Raw genomic sequence first — 15,856 nt, 5'->3', positions numbered from 1 at the left:
CGGTCGCGTCAGTTCATCTTGGCCTTGCGGGCATCGGCGATGACCTGCTCGAACTCGGTCATGCTGAGCACGCCCGGTACGCGGTACTTGCCAACGATGAAGGAGGGGGTACCGCTGAAGCCGAAGGCTTCGGCCTGCTCGTTGTTGCGCTTGAGGACGGCGTCGATGTCCTTGGCGCGGTCGGTGAGATCGCGCTTCAAGCGGTCCATGTCGACGCCGGCGGCCGCGAGTAGCTCGTTGATGCGCGGCTCCGTCAGGCGCGAGCTGACACCCATCATGGCGTCATGCGCCTGATGGTATTTGTCCTGGAATTTCGCCGCGAGCGCGATCCGCGCCGCGGTGACCGAGACCGGCCCGAGGATCGGCCAATCCTTCATCACCAGCCTCACCTTGCCGTCGTCCTGGACGACCTGGCGCAGCTCCGGCTCCAGCTTGCGGCAATAGGGACAATTGTAGTCGGACCATTCGATAATGCTGATGTTGCCGTCGGGATTACCGGCAACGGGAACATCGGGGTCGCGCAGCACCTTGGCTTCGGTCAGCACCTCGTCATCGGCGGCGGCCGCGCGCGCAGAGGTGATCCGACCTGCCGCAAGGGCACCCGCCCCGATCAGCGTCAGCGCCGCACGCCGCGTCGCCACGAGGCCCTTGTTCCTGAATCCAGCCATATCTCGTCCCGTTTCGGTCCCATCGCTGCAAATACGGTTCGCGACCGGGACCTGTTACGCGTCATATAGAGCGTTGCGGGCGCGATGTCATCGCCGTGCTATGCGCGGATCGCCGCCGGCGCCGGCGAAGCCGCCGCGCGGGGCAGCATCGCCATCAGAGACCCGGTCATGGTGGCGATCAGCGTGGTGTTGCCCTCATGCTCGGCAAAGGCCCTCGCCTCGCAGAAGGTCAACGTGCGACCGGGCTTGACCACCTCGGCCTTGAAGACGAAGCGGGCGCCGCGAGCGGGTGCCAGCAGCGTGGTCTTGAACTCGACGGTCAGGATGTCGGCCTCGCGCGGCATCAGGGTGAAGGCGGCGACGCCGCAGGCATTGTCGAGGCCTGCCGTGATGATGCCGGCATGGACAAATCCGTTCTGCTGCGTGAAGGCCGCCGAATGCAGCATGGCCAATTCGACCTCGCCGGGCGCGAGGCGGACGATCACGATGCCGAGCGTGCGCATCGCCGGCTGGCCGTCGAACATGGCAATGGCGGCAGCGCGATAGCCCGGATTTTTCGGCTCGAACGTGGCCATGGCTCAGGCCCCGGCCGGCTCGGCAAGATGCTGCAGAGCGACCGCGCGGATTGCATCCGTGAACGGCGCCGACTTCCGCTGGCTGCGGTCCATGTGCACGCCGGTGATGTCGCAGAACGCGGCGATCTCGCCGGTCTCGGCATTGGTCATGTCATGCCGGAAACGGATCGACCTGTCGCGGACCTCCAGCAAATGGCTGCGGATCTCGACGATGTCGCCGGCAAGCAGCTCCCGCCTGTAGGTGATGTTCTGCTGCACGGCGGCCATGCCGCGGCCGGAAGAGCGCAGATAGCTCGGCGTCAGCCCGAGGCGGGCGAACAGATTCCAGTTTGCCTCGTCGAATTTGCCGACATACCACATGATGTTCATGTGGCCGACATGATCGCACTGCCACGGATAGACCGTGCCGCGATAGGTCGCCTCCTGCATCGCCATTCCTCCTGCCGTTTTTCCACCCTCTGATCATTGATACGGTAGCGTATCAGCGCCTCCGCGCGTTAGCAATACGGTACCGTATCAAGAACCGGTGAGGCTTTCTTCATGAGCGACGGCAAGGGCGATGTCTGGGTCGAGGCCGGGTTTACCGAGCTCGCCCGCTCGGGGGTCGAGGGTGTCAGGGTCGAGGTGCTCGCCAAGAATCTCGGCGTCACCAAGGGCGGCTTCTACCGCCGCTTCGCCGACCGTGCCGCGCTGCTCGATGCCATGCTGGAACGCTGGCGCGAGGGACGTGCGGCGTCAATCGCGCAGCAGACAAGCCTCGATGGGCAAGAGCCCCGCGAGCGGCTGAAGGCGGTGATCCAGCTCTATTCCGAGCGGCTTAATCCGGAGGGCATGGCGATCGAGCTCGCGATCCGGCAATGGGCCCGCTCGGACGAAAACGCCGCCGCGGCGGTCGCGAGCGTGGACGCGGCGCGGCTCAAGCACGTCGCCGAGCTCTATCGCGCGACCGGCCTCGAGGCCGAGGCGGCCGAGGCGCAGGCCTTCCTGTTCTATTGCTTCATCTTCGGCCAGAGTTTGCTGTTCGTCGAGCGCGGTCCGCGCAAGCGCTCGCAGCTGGTGGCGAAGTCGGCCGAGAAGCTGTTGGGCTAATGGCCGGAGCTTTGCTCCGGCCATCGCATCATGTCGAAGCTCAGGCGGCGCCCTTCAGCTTCTTGTTGCACTCGCTGTAATAGCCGCCGCCCTTCTCGATCCACTTCATGCCGCCATTGCCGTTGGTGGTCTTGTTGGCGTTGTACTGGTCGACGCAGGTGTGGAGGCGGGCCTTGCCGGCGGTCTCCTTGGCGTATTTCGGGTCGACCGCATTCGGATAGATCGCGGGTCCGGCCGGCAGGGTTGGCGCGGCAGCGGGGGCCGCCTCCTTCTTCGCCTGCTTCGGCTCGGCGGGAGCGGCGGGCGCAGCCGGAGCAGCGGCGGTCGGCGCAGCGGCAGGCGTCGCATCCGCACCGCACTGGGCCTTGCGGAAGTCATTCCACTTCGTGGCGCCAAGCGAGCCGTCCTTCTTGGCGGCCTGGTATTTCGCGCTGCACTCCTGCGAGGTCAGCGCCTGCGCCGGCGCGCTCGCGATCAGCGCCGCAAAGCCCGTCAACGCCACTGCACACAGCAATTTCGATTGAATGGTCATCCTTGGTCCTCCTCCTTGGTCTTCCCCGACGGAAGCGAAACGAGGATTGCTATCCTAGCGTGCCGCTCAGCCGCGACAAGGAAGCGATGGCTCCTGCCGCCAAAATATAGTGATCCCCCCGGCTCGGATTATTCATGTCGCGTTCAGCAAGGCGAGCCGACGTTCCCAACCCTCCGCAATCTCGCAAGAGTGCACCACCATGACCTTCACGTCTCGCCTCGCCATCGTCGCCCTGACCTCCCTGCTCGCCACCGGCACCGCCTTCGCGCAGACCGCCGCGCCGGCTGCCAAGACCGACGCCAAGACCACAACTGCCGCCGCCCCCGCCGACAAGAAGGCGTCGAAGGAGCGCTCGGCGGAGTCGCTCGAATGCTCCAAGCAAGCGGACGCCAAGGCGCTGAAGGGCAAGGAGCGCAAAAAATTTCGCCGTGAGTGCATGAAGGAAGCGAAGGCCAGCACCGCCGCCCCCGCCGCCGCCGACAAGAAGTAAATCCGTCACACTACGGTTCGCGAGCGTCCGTGAGAGGCGCGCGCATTGCGGCATGACGAGGCTGCAATTGTGTGCCTCTCGCTGATTTGCGATAAGGTGGTGTGAAGCAAATCACCGCCTCCCTGCCGTTCGAATGGCCAAGCCGTGCCAAGATCTTGAGCACGGTGGAGACGCTCGTCATCGGCACCGCCGGCGGCCTCGTGTTTCTGGTCGCCGGACTTCCCGGGGGACTGATCTCGGGCTCGATGATCGCGGTCGGGATCGCCGCGATCGCCGGCCGCCAGCTGGCACTGCCGCCGATCCTGACCCAGACCGTGCTGGTGCTGCTCGGCATTTCACTGGGCTCGGTCGTCTCGCGCCATCTGCTGCAACAGGTCAGCGCCTATCCCCTCACCATCGGGCTGCTTGCGCTCGCCACCTTCTGCTCGACCTTCGGCTCGAGCTATTACCTCCAGCGCATCCATGGCTGGGACCGCACCTCGGCCTTTCTCGCCGGCAGCCCAGGGGCGCTGTCGCAGATCACGATCCTGGCGGTCGAGCGCGGCGCCGACCTGCCCGGCATCGCGGTGGTGCAGACCATGCGCGTCATCATCCTCACCGCGGCGCTGCCGATGGTGCTCGCGTTCGCGGGCGTGGCACCCTCCGTCGCGCCGTCGCTGACGACGACGATCGCCTCGCCGCTCGAGCTCGTGGAGCTGGTCGCGGCCTCGCTGGCCGCGGCGCTGCTGCTGCGGCTGATCAAGTTTCCGGCGAGCTGGATGTTCGGCGCGATGATCGCCTCCAGCGTGCTGCATGGCGCAGGCTGGGTCGAGGGCGGCCTGCCGAACTGGGTGCGCGGCGTGGCGCTGATCGGCATCGGCGCGCTGATCGGCAGCCGTTTCGCGCGGATGCGGATCAAGACACTCGCCGGCCACATCCATGCGGCGCTGGGCTCGTTTGCCGTGGCTATCGCCGTCTCCGCCATCTTCGTCGGCGTCGTCGCGCTCACCACGCAGGTGAAATTATCGGATGTCGTCGTCGCCTTCGCGCCGGGCGCGATGGACGCGATGCTGGCGCTCGCGCTCACCCTGCACATCGACCCGATCTTCGTCGGCGCCCATCATTTGTCGCGCTTCGTCTTCGTGACGATCGCGACCCCGGGCATCGTGCACCTGTTCGGCCGCACGCAGGACGATGTGGATGATTGAGCGGACACGGCTCCCGTAGGGTGGGCAAAGCGCAGCGTGCCCACCAACAACTGGCGTGAATGTTGATGAATGGTGGGCACGGCGCGCAAAGAGCGCGCCTTTGCCCACCCTACGGCAGCTACGCGCGCTTCGTCGTCTTCGCAAATCCCCACGCCGCGATCGCGGCCATCAGCAGCGAGATCAGCACGTTGTAGCCGGCGAGCGAGAGGCCGAGGAAGCGCCACTGCACCTCGTCGCAGCGCACCACCTTCACGGTATCGAGCTTGGACAGCAGATCGGCGGCATTGCCGAGATTGATGACGGGACCAGAGCAATCGGTCGGGCCCTTCCAGAAACCCCATTCGACGCCGGAGTGGTAGGTGCCGAGGCCGGCATTGGCGAGTGTCGCCAGCGCGAGGATCGCAAGGCCCGCGAGCAGCAGCGGGCGCGGCGCCCCGCTCCGCGCCGCAAGCGCCGTGAGCACACCGACCGGGATCGCGAGATAATAGGCGTAGCGCTGCTCCAGGCACAGCGGACAGGGCAGGATCTCCAGCACGAGCTGGAAGAACCAGGCGCCGGCGATGGTCGCGGCGGCAATCAGCGTGACGAGCACCGAGGCGGTCAGCGCGGGACCGGTCGCAGCCGGCCTGAATGCAGGTATTGCGGCACTCTGGGTCGTCACGGCAGCCTCTCTCGGATGGGTCGCTTTCTTAAGCCTCTAACCCCGGCCCAGGCGGCTGTCGAGAACGGCCGGGATCACTTTGGCGCGGGTTGACCCTGCCCAGTCCATGGCTATAGTCCGCCCGCTTTGCGAGGCCCTTTTCCAGGGGCCGACCGGGAGCCCCTGTGGCGGAATTGGTAGACGCGCTCGACTCAAAATCGAGTTCCGCAAGGAGTGCTGGTTCGATTCCGGCCAGGGGCACCACGCTTCGCCCTTTCGGGCTTCGCGTGGCGCAGCCACGCCGAACCGAAAGGGCGAAGCGTGTCCGGCGAAGCCTCTTGGCGAAGACGGACTGCCTGAATCTTCCCCTCCCCTTCCAATCGTCACATCCCACCTGTATAAACCGGTAGCTTCTTCTGTAACTCGAAGGAGCTCACATGAACGACCTGCATACGTGGCTTTCGCAACAGCACCACGGCCTGCGCACCTTCCGGACATTTCAGCAAAAGCTCGAGACGCTCGGCCGGGACGATCCCGCCCAGCGCGGTCTTTGCCGCCTGTTGAGCGGCCTCGTCGGCAGCTATGTCGAGGCCTTTGACGAGGCCCCGCTGCCGGTCGAAATCGCCGACGGCGCCTATCACCGCCTGCTGACGCTGGTGGCCAGCATCGACCTGAACGCCGACGCCGACCGCCGGCTCGCCGACATCAACCGCGTGGCGGAGAGTGAGCTCTGGCGGTGAGAGGCGGCACGCCGTCGCCATCGCGCCGGCGTGATCACGGGAGACGCGTGTAGGTCGTGTTCATCGTGTAGTCCTTGCTCGGACCCGATACGACATGACGGACGACGAACGTTCCATCCGGCCGAAACTTGTAGGCCGACTGATAGTCGTCGTGCTTGCAAAGATGGCGCGCACGTCCGCTCAGCTCTCCTCCGGAAGATGCGGACAGTGAAATCTCGTGAAACAGCCGCGGCTGATCCTCCTTGAAGAAGACCTTGAATCCTCCGTCGCTGTTGCTGAAGACGTATTCGCGTTCGGCTTCCACCGTGGTGCCGTTAGCGAGCTTCAGATATCCCTGCTCGCGATAAGCCAGCCGCCCCCCGTCCAGGGGCGTGAAGGTCGCGATACCCTGCATCGTAGCCTGGCCTTCGATGACACGGTTGAAGGACCACGAGCCGATCAGGCTTCTCGTGACGTCCGAGGCGCCACCCCAGCCGTCGATCATCGCTTCATTCATATCTTCCGACCTGCGCAATTAACCAGCCGGTCCAGCCTCACGGGACCCGCAGCCGGGAGTTCGACTTCGGCGAGCCGATATCTATATCCTATCGCAGCGAAATGGTGATGCAGTGAGCAGCTTCGATGGCCAGGAGACGCACGACGGAAGCGGACGCCGACGACCTCCCCCGCTATTTCGTCTGGGTCCGGGGCCTCGAAGGCCCCGAGCCGCAGAAATGGACGGCGATGGATTTCGGCATCGGCGACTGGAAGCGGCCGCAGGTGCTGGCCTTTCTGGAGCTGCCGGAAGGCGAACGGCACCTGCCGCTGTCGGCGCTGGCGCGGCGCTATCCGCCGCCGCGGGTTGAAATCCCGTAGCCTCGCGGTTGCGCGAATCCCGCTGGCGCGCGCCGTGGCAATGGCAAGTAGAGACTGAAACACCGGCCTCTCCCCGCTCGCCGGGTTATCCGCGACCATTATCCCGCGGCGCTTCACTGCCGCGTGGCGACGCGATCTCGCTTGCTACCTCAACGGGATTATGCACAGAATGCACCTGTTTTTCATAACGCAACCATTGATTGAAATCGTGGAGTGCTGAACGGCGCCGGCCTGAAGTGCTTCACCGTCGATTGCCAGAGGGGCGGCCCCATGACCCACCATGATGGCGCGCAGAACAGCGATTCTGCCAGATCCAAGCACACCCATGACGATGCTAGCGCGGGCGGGAGGACTGCCGCCACCCTGTCGAAGCGCAAGCTCGTGCTGTTCGCCGACGGCACGGGTAACGCGTTCACCGCCCAGGAATCCAGCGTCTGGCGTCTCTATGAAGCGCTCGACCACACCCAGCCCGACCAGATCGCGCATTACATCAAGGGCGTCGGCACCGCCGGCTGGGCGCCGCTCGCGGCCATCGACGGCGCCACCGGCATCGGCGTTCCCTCCAATGTCCGCAAGCTCTACCGCTTCCTGTGCTGGAACTGGCGCGAGGGCGACGAGATCTACATCTTCGGCTTCAGCCGCGGCGCCTTCACCGCGCGCACACTGGCGGCGCTGATCGCGAGCCAGGGGTTGGTGCCGGCGGAGATCGACAAGGTTGCGGTGTCGCATGCGGAAATGCAGCGCAACACGATGGCTGCCTGGCGCGAGTATCGCAAGAAGTCGGTGGGCTATTGCAGCCTGCCGACAATCTGGATCGTCCGCTGGATCCGCGACATCCTGATCTATCTCTATCACCTCGTCCTTGGCCATCGCTCCTATGCCAAGGTCCGCGAAGCGATGGACGGCCGCAAGCACGTCGAGATCGAATTCCTCGGACTGTTCGACACAGTCGAGGCGTTCGGCGTCCCGGTCGAGGAGCTCCGCCTCGCGATCGACTGGGCAATCTGGCCGATCTCCTTCCGTAACCACCGCCTATCGAAGACGGTCAAGCACGCCTGTCATGCACTGGCGCTAGACGACGAACGCACCACTTTTCACCCGCTGCGGATCGACCAAAGCGATCTTCCCGCGGGTCAAGTCGTCAAGGAGGTATGGTTCGCGGGCGTTCATTCCGACATCGGGGGCGGCTATCCAGAATCCACCCTGTCCTTCGTGCCGCTGGTTTGGATGGTCGAGCAACTCGGCAACCAGCTCCGCTTCCAAGATGGGACGATCGATCGCTTCCGCGAATACCAGTCGGCAATCGGCCCGATGCACGACTCACGCGGCGGCGCCGCGGTGCTGTACCGCTACGGCCCGCGACCGATTGGAGACCGGATCGAAGATGGCGGATCGCCGGTGGTGCACTTCGCCGTCGTCGAACGCATGCTGCACGGATGTGACAATTACGCGCCGCTGATGCTTCCGGCGAATGCCAGGGTCCTGCTGCCGACCGGGGAGGTACTGCCGCTCACCAAGGACGAGACACGCAAGGCCATGAGATCCGCCTACGCGGAAAGGACCGGCGATCCGCAAAAGGCGGCCGAGGCCGACGCATTCACGGAGATGAGTCCGCCCGATGCCGAGATGGCCAGGCAGGTGCTCGACACCGTATGGTGGCGCCGCGTGGCCTATTTCTCACTGGTCATCGCGCTTGGCATATTGGTGTCATGGCCCTGGATCGCGCGCACGGTGGTGGGGTCGTCCAAGGAGCACGGCCTCGAAGATACCACGCTGCTCAAATGGATCACGGCGTTCGACAACGGCACGGGCACGGTCGTCAAGCCGCTCGCCGACCTGCTCGGGAGCGTCCTGCCGTCCTATGCGGCGCCATGGGTTGCCATCGCTCTCTATTATCCCTTCCTCACCACGGTTCTTGTCGTTGTCATCCTCATCGCCTGGAACAGGAACGCGGCCCTGCGCGACAGCATTCAGGAGCGCGCGCGGCTAGCTTGGTACCGGCCCGACCGGAAGGCCTCCAGACGCCGGGTGAGCAAGTCAGGCTGGCTACTCGCAATTGGACGCTGGATGCGACTGCACGCGTGGCCGGTGCGCATGGCATTCACCAACGTCCTGCTGCCGGGCATTTTCCTCGTCGCCATTTTTGGTTCCGCGCTGCTGCTGGTGTCCCGCAGCTATCTCGACTGGAGCGAAGGCACCGGCGACATTTGCGTCAGCAGCAAATCTGCACGCGCGGTCGGTGACGTGTCGGTGACGGCCCGCGACGGCGAGTTGTTCGACGTCAGCGATTTTTGCTGGGCGAGCAGGCTCGCGGTCGAGAAGGGGCGCAAATATCGCGTCTGGATTCAAATGGCCGATCCCTGGTTCGACCGCACCATCATGACCGGCCTGAACGGCTTCAAGACCCCGCCGGATCTGACCCATCGCTCGGCGGTGCCGATCCTGCGGCTCTACGGCGCAGACTGGTTCCAGCCGATCGTGCGGGTCGGCGCCAAGGGATCGAACAATCTGCCGCTGCTTGCCGTCAACACTATCCCGGCCGACGAGTTGCCGCGTCGGGTCAACGCGACCGTGCCGGCGTATGAGGACAACTCCAAGGACAATTACCCCATCCATGTCGAGGACTCCGCGGAGTTCAGGAAACCGGACAGCGAGTTGAGGCGAGTCTGGCGTCCATTCGGAGATTTCGAGCCGATCCCCCCTGAAGCGCTGCCCGCAGCACGTGCCCTATGGCGCAGTCAGGGATTGTCCGATCTGCTCGTTGCCGAGTTCGTGGCGCCCGAGGCGGGCGAGCTGTTCTTCTACGTCAACGACGCCGTCCAGCTCTTCCCGCAAGTCGTACCGTTGCGGTATACGCCGCGGTGGCTCGTTCCCCTGCAGGGGCCACGCGTCCAGTTCTACAACAACAACAGCGGTACGGCGACGATCCGGGTCCAGCGCCTGCCAGCCCCGCCACCGACGAACTAGCCGCGACCGTCGTCGCAGCCAGTCGCGTCGAACACCGCCTTGCCGCCCCCATGATTATGGGTGTCGCGGCGTCCGCGCCGCGGCTAAACTTGGCCTCGCGCCGCGGGGGACACGCGGTGCGGGACGACGAACATGAGCGAACAGGGCGAGACGGGTGAGGCCATCACCATCCTCCTCGTCGAGGACGACGCGCCGACCTGCTGGCGGCTCCAGGATGCGCCGGTCAAGGCCGGCTACAAGGTGCGCAGCGCAGCCACGCTCGGCGAGGCGCGCCAGACCCTGAACGGCGGCGCGCCGCGCGTGCTGCTGACCGATCTGCGGCTGCCCGACGGCCATGGCATCGAGCTGATCCGCGAGACCCGGCAGCGCTTTCCCGACACCGAGATCATGGTGATCTCGGCGCTCGGCGACGAGGAGAGCGTGATCTCGGCGATCGCCGTCGGCGCCACCGGCTATCTCCTGAAGGACGCCTTCCCGACCGACATCGCCACCACCGTGCGCGATCTGGTCGCCGGCCATTCGCCGATCTCGGCCTCGATCGCCCGTTTCATCGTACGCAGAACGCAAGGCGCCGCGCCGAGTTCGGCCGAGCCGCCGCGGGGGCCCGTGCTCAACACCGCGCGACTCACGCCGCGCGAGATCGATATCCTCTGGGGCATCGCAAAGGGTTTCAGCTACGCCGAGATCGCGAGCCATCTCGGCCTGTCCAGACAGACCGTGCCCGGCCACATCAAGAACATCTATCGCAAGCTCGAAGTGCACACGCGCAGTGAAGCGGTGTTCGAGGCGGTGCAGCAGGGCCTGATCAAGCTGTGAGCGAGATTGCGGCGAGGGCCCCCGCGCGACCGCGGCGCCGGCTGATCGCGGCGCGCCTGGTGCCTTATCTGCTGCTCCAGGTCTTGATCGTGATCGTCACCATCCTGGGGCTGCGGCTGCTCCAGCCCAGCGACCCCGACGATTTCGCAGTGAGCGGATTTTCGCTGCGGGAGGACGGCGCGAGCCGTCCCGTGGCGCTGCCCCATTTCACGTCGTCGCGCTATTCGCTGTCGGATCCTCCGCTCTACACCGGCACCTTCACTTTCAGAAACGGCGATGCCGGATGGTCCGTATTCCTGCCGCGCTTCAGCAACGCGGTGGAGGTCGCCGTCAACGGCGTCGTCGTGCTCGACTCCCGCCGCGATGCCAACGCCAACCGGCCAGACCGCAACACGCCGCAGATCGCGCTCATCCCCGCCTCGCTGCTGCATGACGGCGACAACGAGATCGCGCTGCGGCTGTTCGTCTGGGGACCGCTGAAGGGCTTTCTCGATACCGTCTATGTCGGGCCGGATGCTGCCCTGCGTCCGTCCTACGAGACTCGCACATTGCTGTTCGTCACGCTGCCCGTGGTGTTCTCCGCCTGGCAATCGATCCTCGCCGTCATCCTCGCTATCATGTGGCTGATGCGGCGCCGCGAGCCGGTCTATGGCGTGCTGGCGGTGGCGATGGTGCTCGGCGTGGTGCAGGCGTTCGTGCCGCCGCCGGTGCCGCCGGCCACGACATCGCGGCTGGCCGCCGTGCTGCTGGCGTCGGCGCCGACGGAAAGCGCGCTGATCGTCGTCTTCGCCCTGCTGTTCTTTGGTTGGCACTGGCCGCGCTATGGCGCGCTGCTGTTCGTGCCGGGCATCGTGGTGTTCGCGGTCGGACTGGTGGGCGGCCCGCCGCTGCCGCGCATTCTCTTCCTGGTCCTTGGCATTCCCATGGTCGGCGTCTGTCTGTTGCTGATGGCCAGCATCACGGCGACACAAGTGGTGCGGAGGCAGGACGCCGCAAGCTTCACGCTTGGCTGCGCAGTGACCATCGTGCTGACCTGCTGGGTCCACGACATGCTGTCGGTGTTCGAGATCATGACCAACGAGCGCATCTTTGTCTCGCGCCTGTCCTATTCGGCGATGCTGGTCGCGATCGGCGCCGGGCTGACCTGGCGCTTCGCCCGCGCCCTGAACCAGGTCGACAGTTTTGCCAGCCAGCTCGTGACGCGCGTGCGCGAGGCGGAGGAGCGGCTGAAGGCGAGCTTTGCGCGCGAGGAGGAGCGCGCGCGGGCCGCCGCACTCGCCAACGAGCGCACGCGGCTGATGCGCGACCTGCATGACGGCCTCGGCGGCCAGCTCGTCAGCATCGTCGCGCTTTCCGAGCGTGGACACGAGAGCTCAGGCATCACGGACGCTGCGCGCGCCGCGTTGAAGGATCTGCGCCTCGTCATCGATTCCATGGACGACATCGGCGGCGACCTGATGCTAGCGCTCGGCTCCTGGCGCGAGCGCGCGACGGCACAATTGCGGCCGCACGACGTCGCCCTCGGATGGCACGTGGCGACGCCACAGGGCCTGCCGCTGCATCCTGAACTGCGGCCATGGCACGTCATCCAGATCGTGCGCATCCTCGACGAGGCCGTGACCAACGCGGTCAAGCATGCGCAGGCGCGCCATATCGTTGTGACCATCGAGACGCTCGACGATGGCCAAGAGAGCGGCCAAGGATCGCGTGGCATGATCAGCGTCGCCGACGACGGCAAGGGCTTTGCCCTGTCCGGCAACGGCGAAGCCGGCAATGCGGGCCAGACCGCGCGGGGTCTGCGCAACATGCGAAGCCGCGCCGCGCGCTGCGGCGCGTTGCTGGATCTGGCCTCGGATGCCTCGGGCACGCGCGTACGGCTGCAACTGCCGAAAACCTTTCCCGATAGCGACGCCGCCGCCACGGGCTGAAAAGCCCCCTCCCCGAGCGTGTGGGACGCACGGAGAGAGGGAACGGGCCGGATGATCGTCATGCGGAGGACGGGGGGTTCGTCCGCAAGCCATCCTTTCGCCCGAAGCGATGCAATCAACTCAATCAAACGAGATCGTCAGCGCACGCCGACGCGATTGACCGGGCCGCCGCGATTCATCGGCGTTCCCGCACGAACGCCGACGCCGGGCGCGCCGACTCCGGGCGTCGCCACCGCGACCGCGGCGGCCGGCGCGACCACCACCGCCCCGGTCGGCCGCACCACGCAGCCCTTCGGCACGCCGACCGTCTTGCAATAGACCAGCGCCTGCGCCGGGCTCGTGCCCAGCGACACCATCGCCGCGCCCGCGAGCATCATGACCGTCAGCCCGGCGCTCAGCGCTCCCACTTTTTTCGACATCTTGCTCTCCTGCTTCCCGTTCGGCGCCCCGATGCAATCACCGGGTTTCGCAGCCGACGTGCAGCCTGAATGGCAAAAGACGGCGCGCGGATACATGCCATGAAGATGGGGGTGCGCCGAGCGAGCCGATGCCATGAACATGGCATGGACCGGCAACGGGCCTTCGCGAGATGGTCCGGCTCACCCGATCCCAGCGGGACCCGTCACAATCCCAAAGAGGTGCTTCATGAAGACTTCAGTTCTTGCCGCGCTGCTGCTCGCTGCCGCCATCCTGCCCGCCGCTGCGCAATCCGGTCCGACGCCGCAGGAGCAGATGGCCTGCCGCAGCGACGCCGGCAAATACTGCGCCGAACATATCGGCAAGCCGCCGCAGATGAATGCCTGCCTGCGCGAGAACAAGACAAAGCTCTCGGATGCTTGCCGCAAGGTGGTGGAGTCGCACGGCAGGTGATCTTCTTCCCCCCCTGTCCTGTGGGAGAAGGTGCCTTGCCAATGGCAAGGCGGATGAGAGTTGCTTCGACGCACCAAGAGCAGAGACGCTCTGCCGCGAGCCACCCTCTCCCGCGAAGAAGGGAGAGGGACAGCAGCTAGTTCGTCAGGCCATAGACATCGATGCGGCCGTCATAAGTCGGGCGATAGATGCGGCCTTTCCAGACGATCGGACGGTTGAACTTGGGATGCATGAAGGCGTGCTCCGGCCCCCAGTCCTCGCTGTCCCAGATCACCTGGAGCCGCTTGGAGCCATCCGGATTGGTGGCGAAATTCTGCGCGTCATAGACCAGGAAGCGGCCCGGACTGAGAATCATGTTGCTGTCCTGATAGGGCACCATCGCCACGATGATGCCATCGGTGCCGTTGTTGGCGGCAAGCGTGATGCCCCAGCCGGGCATGCCGCCCGGCGGACGCGGCGATTGCGGCGAAGCGATCTCGTTGCCCCCGGCGAGATAGGTCGTTCTCCCGTCGGCCGCAATCGACCAGGCCCGCAAGGCGCTGTTCTCGCCGCCGACGAAATGCATGGTGCCGTGGGTGGCGGACTGGAACAGCAGCGGCGTGCCATGCAGATGCCGCGTCGCGCCGCCGGGAAACAGGTTCAGCTCCGTCGGTGACGCCGGCGCCGGCGGCACGGCGGGATCGAAATATGTGTACAGGATCGGCGGCATGAGAAGCCTATTGTAATTCGCCGCGAAATGGCCGGCCGCAAGTTCGCCCGGCTGGGTCTTGCCGAGCGCATTGGCATTGCCGGTGTAGAGGATGCCGTCCTTGCCCGCGGCCAGAATGGCATGGGCGGAGGCGACATAGACCGGACCGCCGGAGCCGAAATCCTGGTCGCCCCACATCGACTCGTTCATCGCCTCCATGTGATGCGCCACGACCGGCGCGATCTGCGCATCGGTTGCACTGCGACCCGAGGTGACCGCGACATGCGGCATCTCGCGCGCATACCGCGGCTTCAGTGGCATTCCCATGCGCCTTGCATGCGCGATCACGGAGGGCAGGTAAACGTTCGACGGCAACGCCGGTTCGTCATTGTCGTCATCGTCGGCTGCTGCGTCCGCGGCCGCGCCGACCCGGTTGGCGTCGGTCCATGGCGCCCACCACGACATGACCTCGAAATGCGCATTGTTTCCTGTGTGCAAGGCGAGCCGCACGATGCTCTCGCCGAAGTCGCCATGCTGCGGCGAGAACGCTCCATTGCCGGTGATGACGTAGATTGAACCGTCAGGAGCGAGGGCCGGGCCGGCCCCGCTCTGCCACAGCCCGCCGCCGGAGCCGGTGACGGTGGAGCACCACGACGCTGCGAGCCGCCAGGCATGGACGTCGACCGCGAGCAGCCAGCCGCGCGCCGTCTTCGACGTCTCGGCGATCGTGCCGAAGGGAATCAGCACGTGGTTCCGCGTCAGCGTCAGGGCGCTGCGCTGCTTGCGTTGGGCCGAGACGAATTTCTGCACCGGCAGGCCGTTCGGCGGCGTGTAGACCGCGCCCTCCAGGTTCAGCAGCCCGTGAACCTTCGAGCCGTCGCGGATCCGCAGCGCCGCGAGGAAATGCTGCCCCTTGGCCACGCTGCCGTCGTCGCTGATCCAGGCGCAGGCATACAGAATGCCCGCCCCCTCGTCGATCACCGGGGTCGAGAGAATGCCCCAATGGACGTTGGTCATGTGGCCGTCGATGGCCCTCGTTCCGACGATGGGACGTCCGAGGTTGGTCGCCCAGATCTTCTCGCCGGTCACAGCGTCGAATGCATAGACCCAATTGCCCATGCTGGCCTGGAAGATCAGGTCGCGGGTCTTGCCGTCGGCTGTGTGCACGCCGCCGACCGCCAGCGGCTGCGCCTCGAGCCTGGGATCGTCGGGGATCGGAAGGCTGAAGAGTTTGACGATGCCCCTGGTGCGGACGGCGGTCGCCGTCAGCACCGTCTCGGAATTGTTCGTACCGGTACGGGCACGGTCGTAGCTGCGGGTCGTGACGGAGGCCACCATGGTCAGGCTCTGTAGGCGAGGAGGCTTCCGGCCGCAATCAGGCAAGCCGCTGCAAGCGGTCGTACGTCGCGCGAGCCTGCGCGCCAACCGCTCGACACGACGGCTCCGCAGACAAAGCCGAGCCCGGCCATGATCGCGCTCGACAGTGCGGCAACGGCCGGCGCATCAGGCGTGCGCGACACGAGATTGTCGATCGCCAGCAGCGGTGGCAGCACATAGAACCAGCCCGGCGCATTCAAGAGACGTTGCGCGATGGGGTGGCGCACCACCAGCGATGCGCCGCAAGCGATCAACAGGATCGCTGCGAGCCCGCCCGCGATCGGCATCGTGACGCCGAGCGCGGAACCCAGCGCATCGCAAGCGCCGAACATCAGAATGAGCGGCAGCACATGCCGTTGCGGAACGATGAATGCGAGTGCAAAGGCAACGATGAGACTGTCCGCGGACGTCCACAACAGATGTATCGACATGGA

At 65.8% G+C, this 15,856-nt stretch carries 18 protein-coding genes and 1 tRNA gene; 10 read left to right on the top strand and 9 right to left on the bottom strand.

All coding sequences use genetic code 11. The features are described from left to right. Positions 1–8: 8 nt before the first annotated feature. From OWC48_RS09975 to OWC48_RS09965, 3 genes are all read right to left on the bottom strand, one after another. Positions 9–668, bottom strand: a complete 660-nt coding sequence (locus OWC48_RS09975) for a DsbA family protein (protein ID WP_028147336.1) — start codon at positions 666–668, stop codon at positions 9–11. A 98-nt stretch (positions 669–766) separates the two neighbouring features. Beyond that, a complete protein-coding gene (locus OWC48_RS09970; protein ID WP_282519826.1) occupies positions 767–1,243 on the bottom strand; it encodes a PaaI family thioesterase in 477 nt (158 codons plus the stop codon). A gap of 3 nt (positions 1,244–1,246) precedes the next feature. Further along, the gene (locus tag OWC48_RS09965; protein ID WP_282519825.1) at positions 1,247–1,678 is read right to left on the bottom strand and encodes a thioesterase family protein; all 432 of its coding nucleotides are present in this window, start codon (positions 1,676–1,678) and stop codon (positions 1,247–1,249) included. Between the two features lie 105 nt (positions 1,679–1,783). Between OWC48_RS09965 and OWC48_RS09960 the strand changes: the two genes are divergently transcribed. Continuing rightward, positions 1,784–2,332 (top strand): TetR/AcrR family transcriptional regulator, encoded by a 549-nt coding sequence (locus OWC48_RS09960; RefSeq protein WP_282519824.1) that lies wholly within the window; start codon positions 1,784–1,786, stop codon positions 2,330–2,332. Positions 2,333–2,372: 40 nt separating this feature from the next. Here the strand turns inward: OWC48_RS09960 and OWC48_RS09955 are convergent, their stop codons facing one another. Next, positions 2,373–2,864, bottom strand: coding sequence for a hypothetical protein (locus OWC48_RS09955; RefSeq protein ID WP_282519823.1), 492 nt, complete (start codon positions 2,862–2,864; stop codon positions 2,373–2,375). 199 nt (positions 2,865–3,063) lie between these two features. Here OWC48_RS09955 and OWC48_RS09950 point away from each other — a divergent pair, with 199 nt between their 5' ends. Both OWC48_RS09950 and OWC48_RS09945 read left to right on the top strand, forming a co-directional pair. After that, entirely contained in the window at positions 3,064–3,354 is a 291-nt protein-coding gene (locus OWC48_RS09950) for a PsiF family protein (protein ID WP_282519822.1), read from the top strand. Between the two features lie 101 nt (positions 3,355–3,455). Continuing rightward, entirely contained in the window at positions 3,456–4,541 is a 1,086-nt protein-coding gene (locus tag OWC48_RS09945; protein WP_282519821.1) for an AbrB family transcriptional regulator, read from the top strand. 118 nt (positions 4,542–4,659) lie between these two features. Here the strand turns inward: OWC48_RS09945 and OWC48_RS09940 are convergent, their stop codons facing one another. After that, positions 4,660–5,202: a disulfide bond formation protein B gene (locus OWC48_RS09940; RefSeq protein WP_282519820.1), complete on the bottom strand. Its 543-nt coding sequence runs from the start codon at positions 5,200–5,202 to the stop codon at positions 4,660–4,662. Between the two features lie 158 nt (positions 5,203–5,360). On the opposite strand from OWC48_RS09940, the gene OWC48_RS09935 reads away from it, so the two are divergent. Both OWC48_RS09935 and OWC48_RS09930 read left to right on the top strand, forming a co-directional pair. Then, positions 5,361–5,445, top strand: a tRNA-Leu gene (locus OWC48_RS09935). A gap of 173 nt (positions 5,446–5,618) precedes the next feature. After that, positions 5,619–5,921 (top strand): hypothetical protein, encoded by a 303-nt coding sequence (locus OWC48_RS09930; protein ID WP_282519819.1) that lies wholly within the window; start codon positions 5,619–5,621, stop codon positions 5,919–5,921. A 34-nt stretch (positions 5,922–5,955) separates the two neighbouring features. On the opposite strand, the gene OWC48_RS09925 is transcribed toward OWC48_RS09930, so the two are convergent. Further along, positions 5,956–6,417, bottom strand: a complete 462-nt coding sequence (locus tag OWC48_RS09925; protein WP_282519818.1) for a DUF6314 family protein — start codon at positions 6,415–6,417, stop codon at positions 5,956–5,958. Between the two features lie 125 nt (positions 6,418–6,542). Here OWC48_RS09925 and OWC48_RS09920 point away from each other — a divergent pair, with 125 nt between their 5' ends. The 4 genes from OWC48_RS09920 (at position 6,543) to OWC48_RS09905 (ending at position 12,487) form a co-directional block, all read left to right on the top strand. Beyond that, positions 6,543–6,776 carry a hypothetical protein gene (locus OWC48_RS09920; RefSeq protein WP_028147346.1) on the top strand — a complete coding sequence of 78 codons (234 nt, stop codon included), beginning with the start codon at positions 6,543–6,545 and terminating at the stop codon, positions 6,774–6,776. Positions 6,777–7,046: 270 nt separating this feature from the next. Further along, positions 7,047–9,743 (top strand): DUF2235 domain-containing protein, encoded by a 2,697-nt coding sequence (locus OWC48_RS09915; protein ID WP_282519817.1) that lies wholly within the window; start codon positions 7,047–7,049, stop codon positions 9,741–9,743. A 132-nt stretch (positions 9,744–9,875) separates the two neighbouring features. Next, complete coding sequence (locus OWC48_RS09910; protein ID WP_282519816.1) at positions 9,876–10,559, top strand: response regulator transcription factor; 684 nt, start codon at positions 9,876–9,878, stop codon at positions 10,557–10,559. Beyond that, the gene (locus tag OWC48_RS09905) at positions 10,556–12,487 is read left to right on the top strand and encodes an ATP-binding protein (RefSeq protein ID WP_282519815.1); all 1,932 of its coding nucleotides are present in this window, start codon (positions 10,556–10,558) and stop codon (positions 12,485–12,487) included. The genes OWC48_RS09910 and OWC48_RS09905 overlap by 4 nt, the downstream gene beginning before the upstream one ends. 137 nt (positions 12,488–12,624) lie before the next feature. Here OWC48_RS09905 and OWC48_RS09900 read toward each other — a convergent pair whose 3' ends face one another. Then, on the bottom strand, positions 12,625–12,906 hold the full coding sequence (locus tag OWC48_RS09900) for a hypothetical protein (protein WP_282519814.1): 282 nt from the start codon (positions 12,904–12,906) through the stop codon (positions 12,625–12,627). A gap of 226 nt (positions 12,907–13,132) precedes the next feature. Between OWC48_RS09900 and OWC48_RS09895 the strand changes: the two genes are divergently transcribed. Next, positions 13,133–13,357: a cysteine rich repeat-containing protein gene (locus OWC48_RS09895; RefSeq protein ID WP_282519813.1), complete on the top strand. Its 225-nt coding sequence runs from the start codon at positions 13,133–13,135 to the stop codon at positions 13,355–13,357. A 136-nt stretch (positions 13,358–13,493) separates the two neighbouring features. Here the strand turns inward: OWC48_RS09895 and OWC48_RS09890 are convergent, their stop codons facing one another. Together OWC48_RS09890 and OWC48_RS09885 are read right to left on the bottom strand one after the other, a co-directional pair. After that, positions 13,494–15,383 carry a hypothetical protein gene (locus OWC48_RS09890; RefSeq protein ID WP_282519812.1) on the bottom strand — a complete coding sequence of 630 codons (1,890 nt, stop codon included), beginning with the start codon at positions 15,381–15,383 and terminating at the stop codon, positions 13,494–13,496. A gap of 2 nt (positions 15,384–15,385) precedes the next feature. Then, complete coding sequence (locus tag OWC48_RS09885) at positions 15,386–15,853, bottom strand: hypothetical protein (protein ID WP_282519811.1); 468 nt, start codon at positions 15,851–15,853, stop codon at positions 15,386–15,388. Between the last annotated feature and the right edge of the window lie 3 nt (positions 15,854–15,856).

The organism is Bradyrhizobium sp. Arg816 (genome assembly GCF_029989365.1).
Classification (GTDB): Bacteria; Pseudomonadota; Alphaproteobacteria; order Rhizobiales; family Xanthobacteraceae; genus Bradyrhizobium.
Note: the sequence above shows the minus strand (reverse complement) of the source record. Positions and strands in the feature narration are given on the sequence as shown.

Excerpts from the sequence above, each read along its gene's own strand:
- OWC48_RS09915 (WP_282519817.1), top strand. The coding sequence starts at position 7,047 with ATGACCCACCATGATGGCGCGCAGAACAGCGATTCTGCCAGATCCAAG.
- OWC48_RS09955 (WP_282519823.1), bottom strand. The coding sequence starts at position 2,864 with ATGACCATTCAATCGAAATTGCTGTGTGCAGTGGCGTTGACGGGCTTT.
- OWC48_RS09950 (WP_282519822.1), top strand. The coding sequence starts at position 3,064 with ATGACCTTCACGTCTCGCCTCGCCATCGTCGCCCTGACCTCCCTGCTC.
- OWC48_RS09910 (WP_282519816.1), top strand. The coding sequence starts at position 9,876 with ATGAGCGAACAGGGCGAGACGGGTGAGGCCATCACCATCCTCCTCGTC.
- OWC48_RS09890 (WP_282519812.1), bottom strand. The coding sequence starts at position 15,383 with ATGGTGGCCTCCGTCACGACCCGCAGCTACGACCGTGCCCGTACCGGT.
- OWC48_RS09920 (WP_028147346.1), top strand. The coding sequence starts at position 6,543 with ATGGCCAGGAGACGCACGACGGAAGCGGACGCCGACGACCTCCCCCGC.
- OWC48_RS09925 (WP_282519818.1), bottom strand. The coding sequence starts at position 6,417 with ATGAATGAAGCGATGATCGACGGCTGGGGTGGCGCCTCGGACGTCACG.
- OWC48_RS09885 (WP_282519811.1), bottom strand. The coding sequence starts at position 15,853 with ATGTCGATACATCTGTTGTGGACGTCCGCGGACAGTCTCATCGTTGCC.
- OWC48_RS09965 (WP_282519825.1), bottom strand. The coding sequence starts at position 1,678 with ATGGCGATGCAGGAGGCGACCTATCGCGGCACGGTCTATCCGTGGCAG.
- OWC48_RS09930 (WP_282519819.1), top strand. The coding sequence starts at position 5,619 with ATGAACGACCTGCATACGTGGCTTTCGCAACAGCACCACGGCCTGCGC.
- OWC48_RS09975 (WP_028147336.1), bottom strand. The coding sequence starts at position 668 with ATGGCTGGATTCAGGAACAAGGGCCTCGTGGCGACGCGGCGTGCGGCG.
- OWC48_RS09960 (WP_282519824.1), top strand. The coding sequence starts at position 1,784 with ATGAGCGACGGCAAGGGCGATGTCTGGGTCGAGGCCGGGTTTACCGAG.
- OWC48_RS09900 (WP_282519814.1), bottom strand. The coding sequence starts at position 12,906 with ATGTCGAAAAAAGTGGGAGCGCTGAGCGCCGGGCTGACGGTCATGATG.
- OWC48_RS09970 (WP_282519826.1), bottom strand. The coding sequence starts at position 1,243 with ATGGCCACGTTCGAGCCGAAAAATCCGGGCTATCGCGCTGCCGCCATT.
- OWC48_RS09895 (WP_282519813.1), top strand. The coding sequence starts at position 13,133 with ATGAAGACTTCAGTTCTTGCCGCGCTGCTGCTCGCTGCCGCCATCCTG.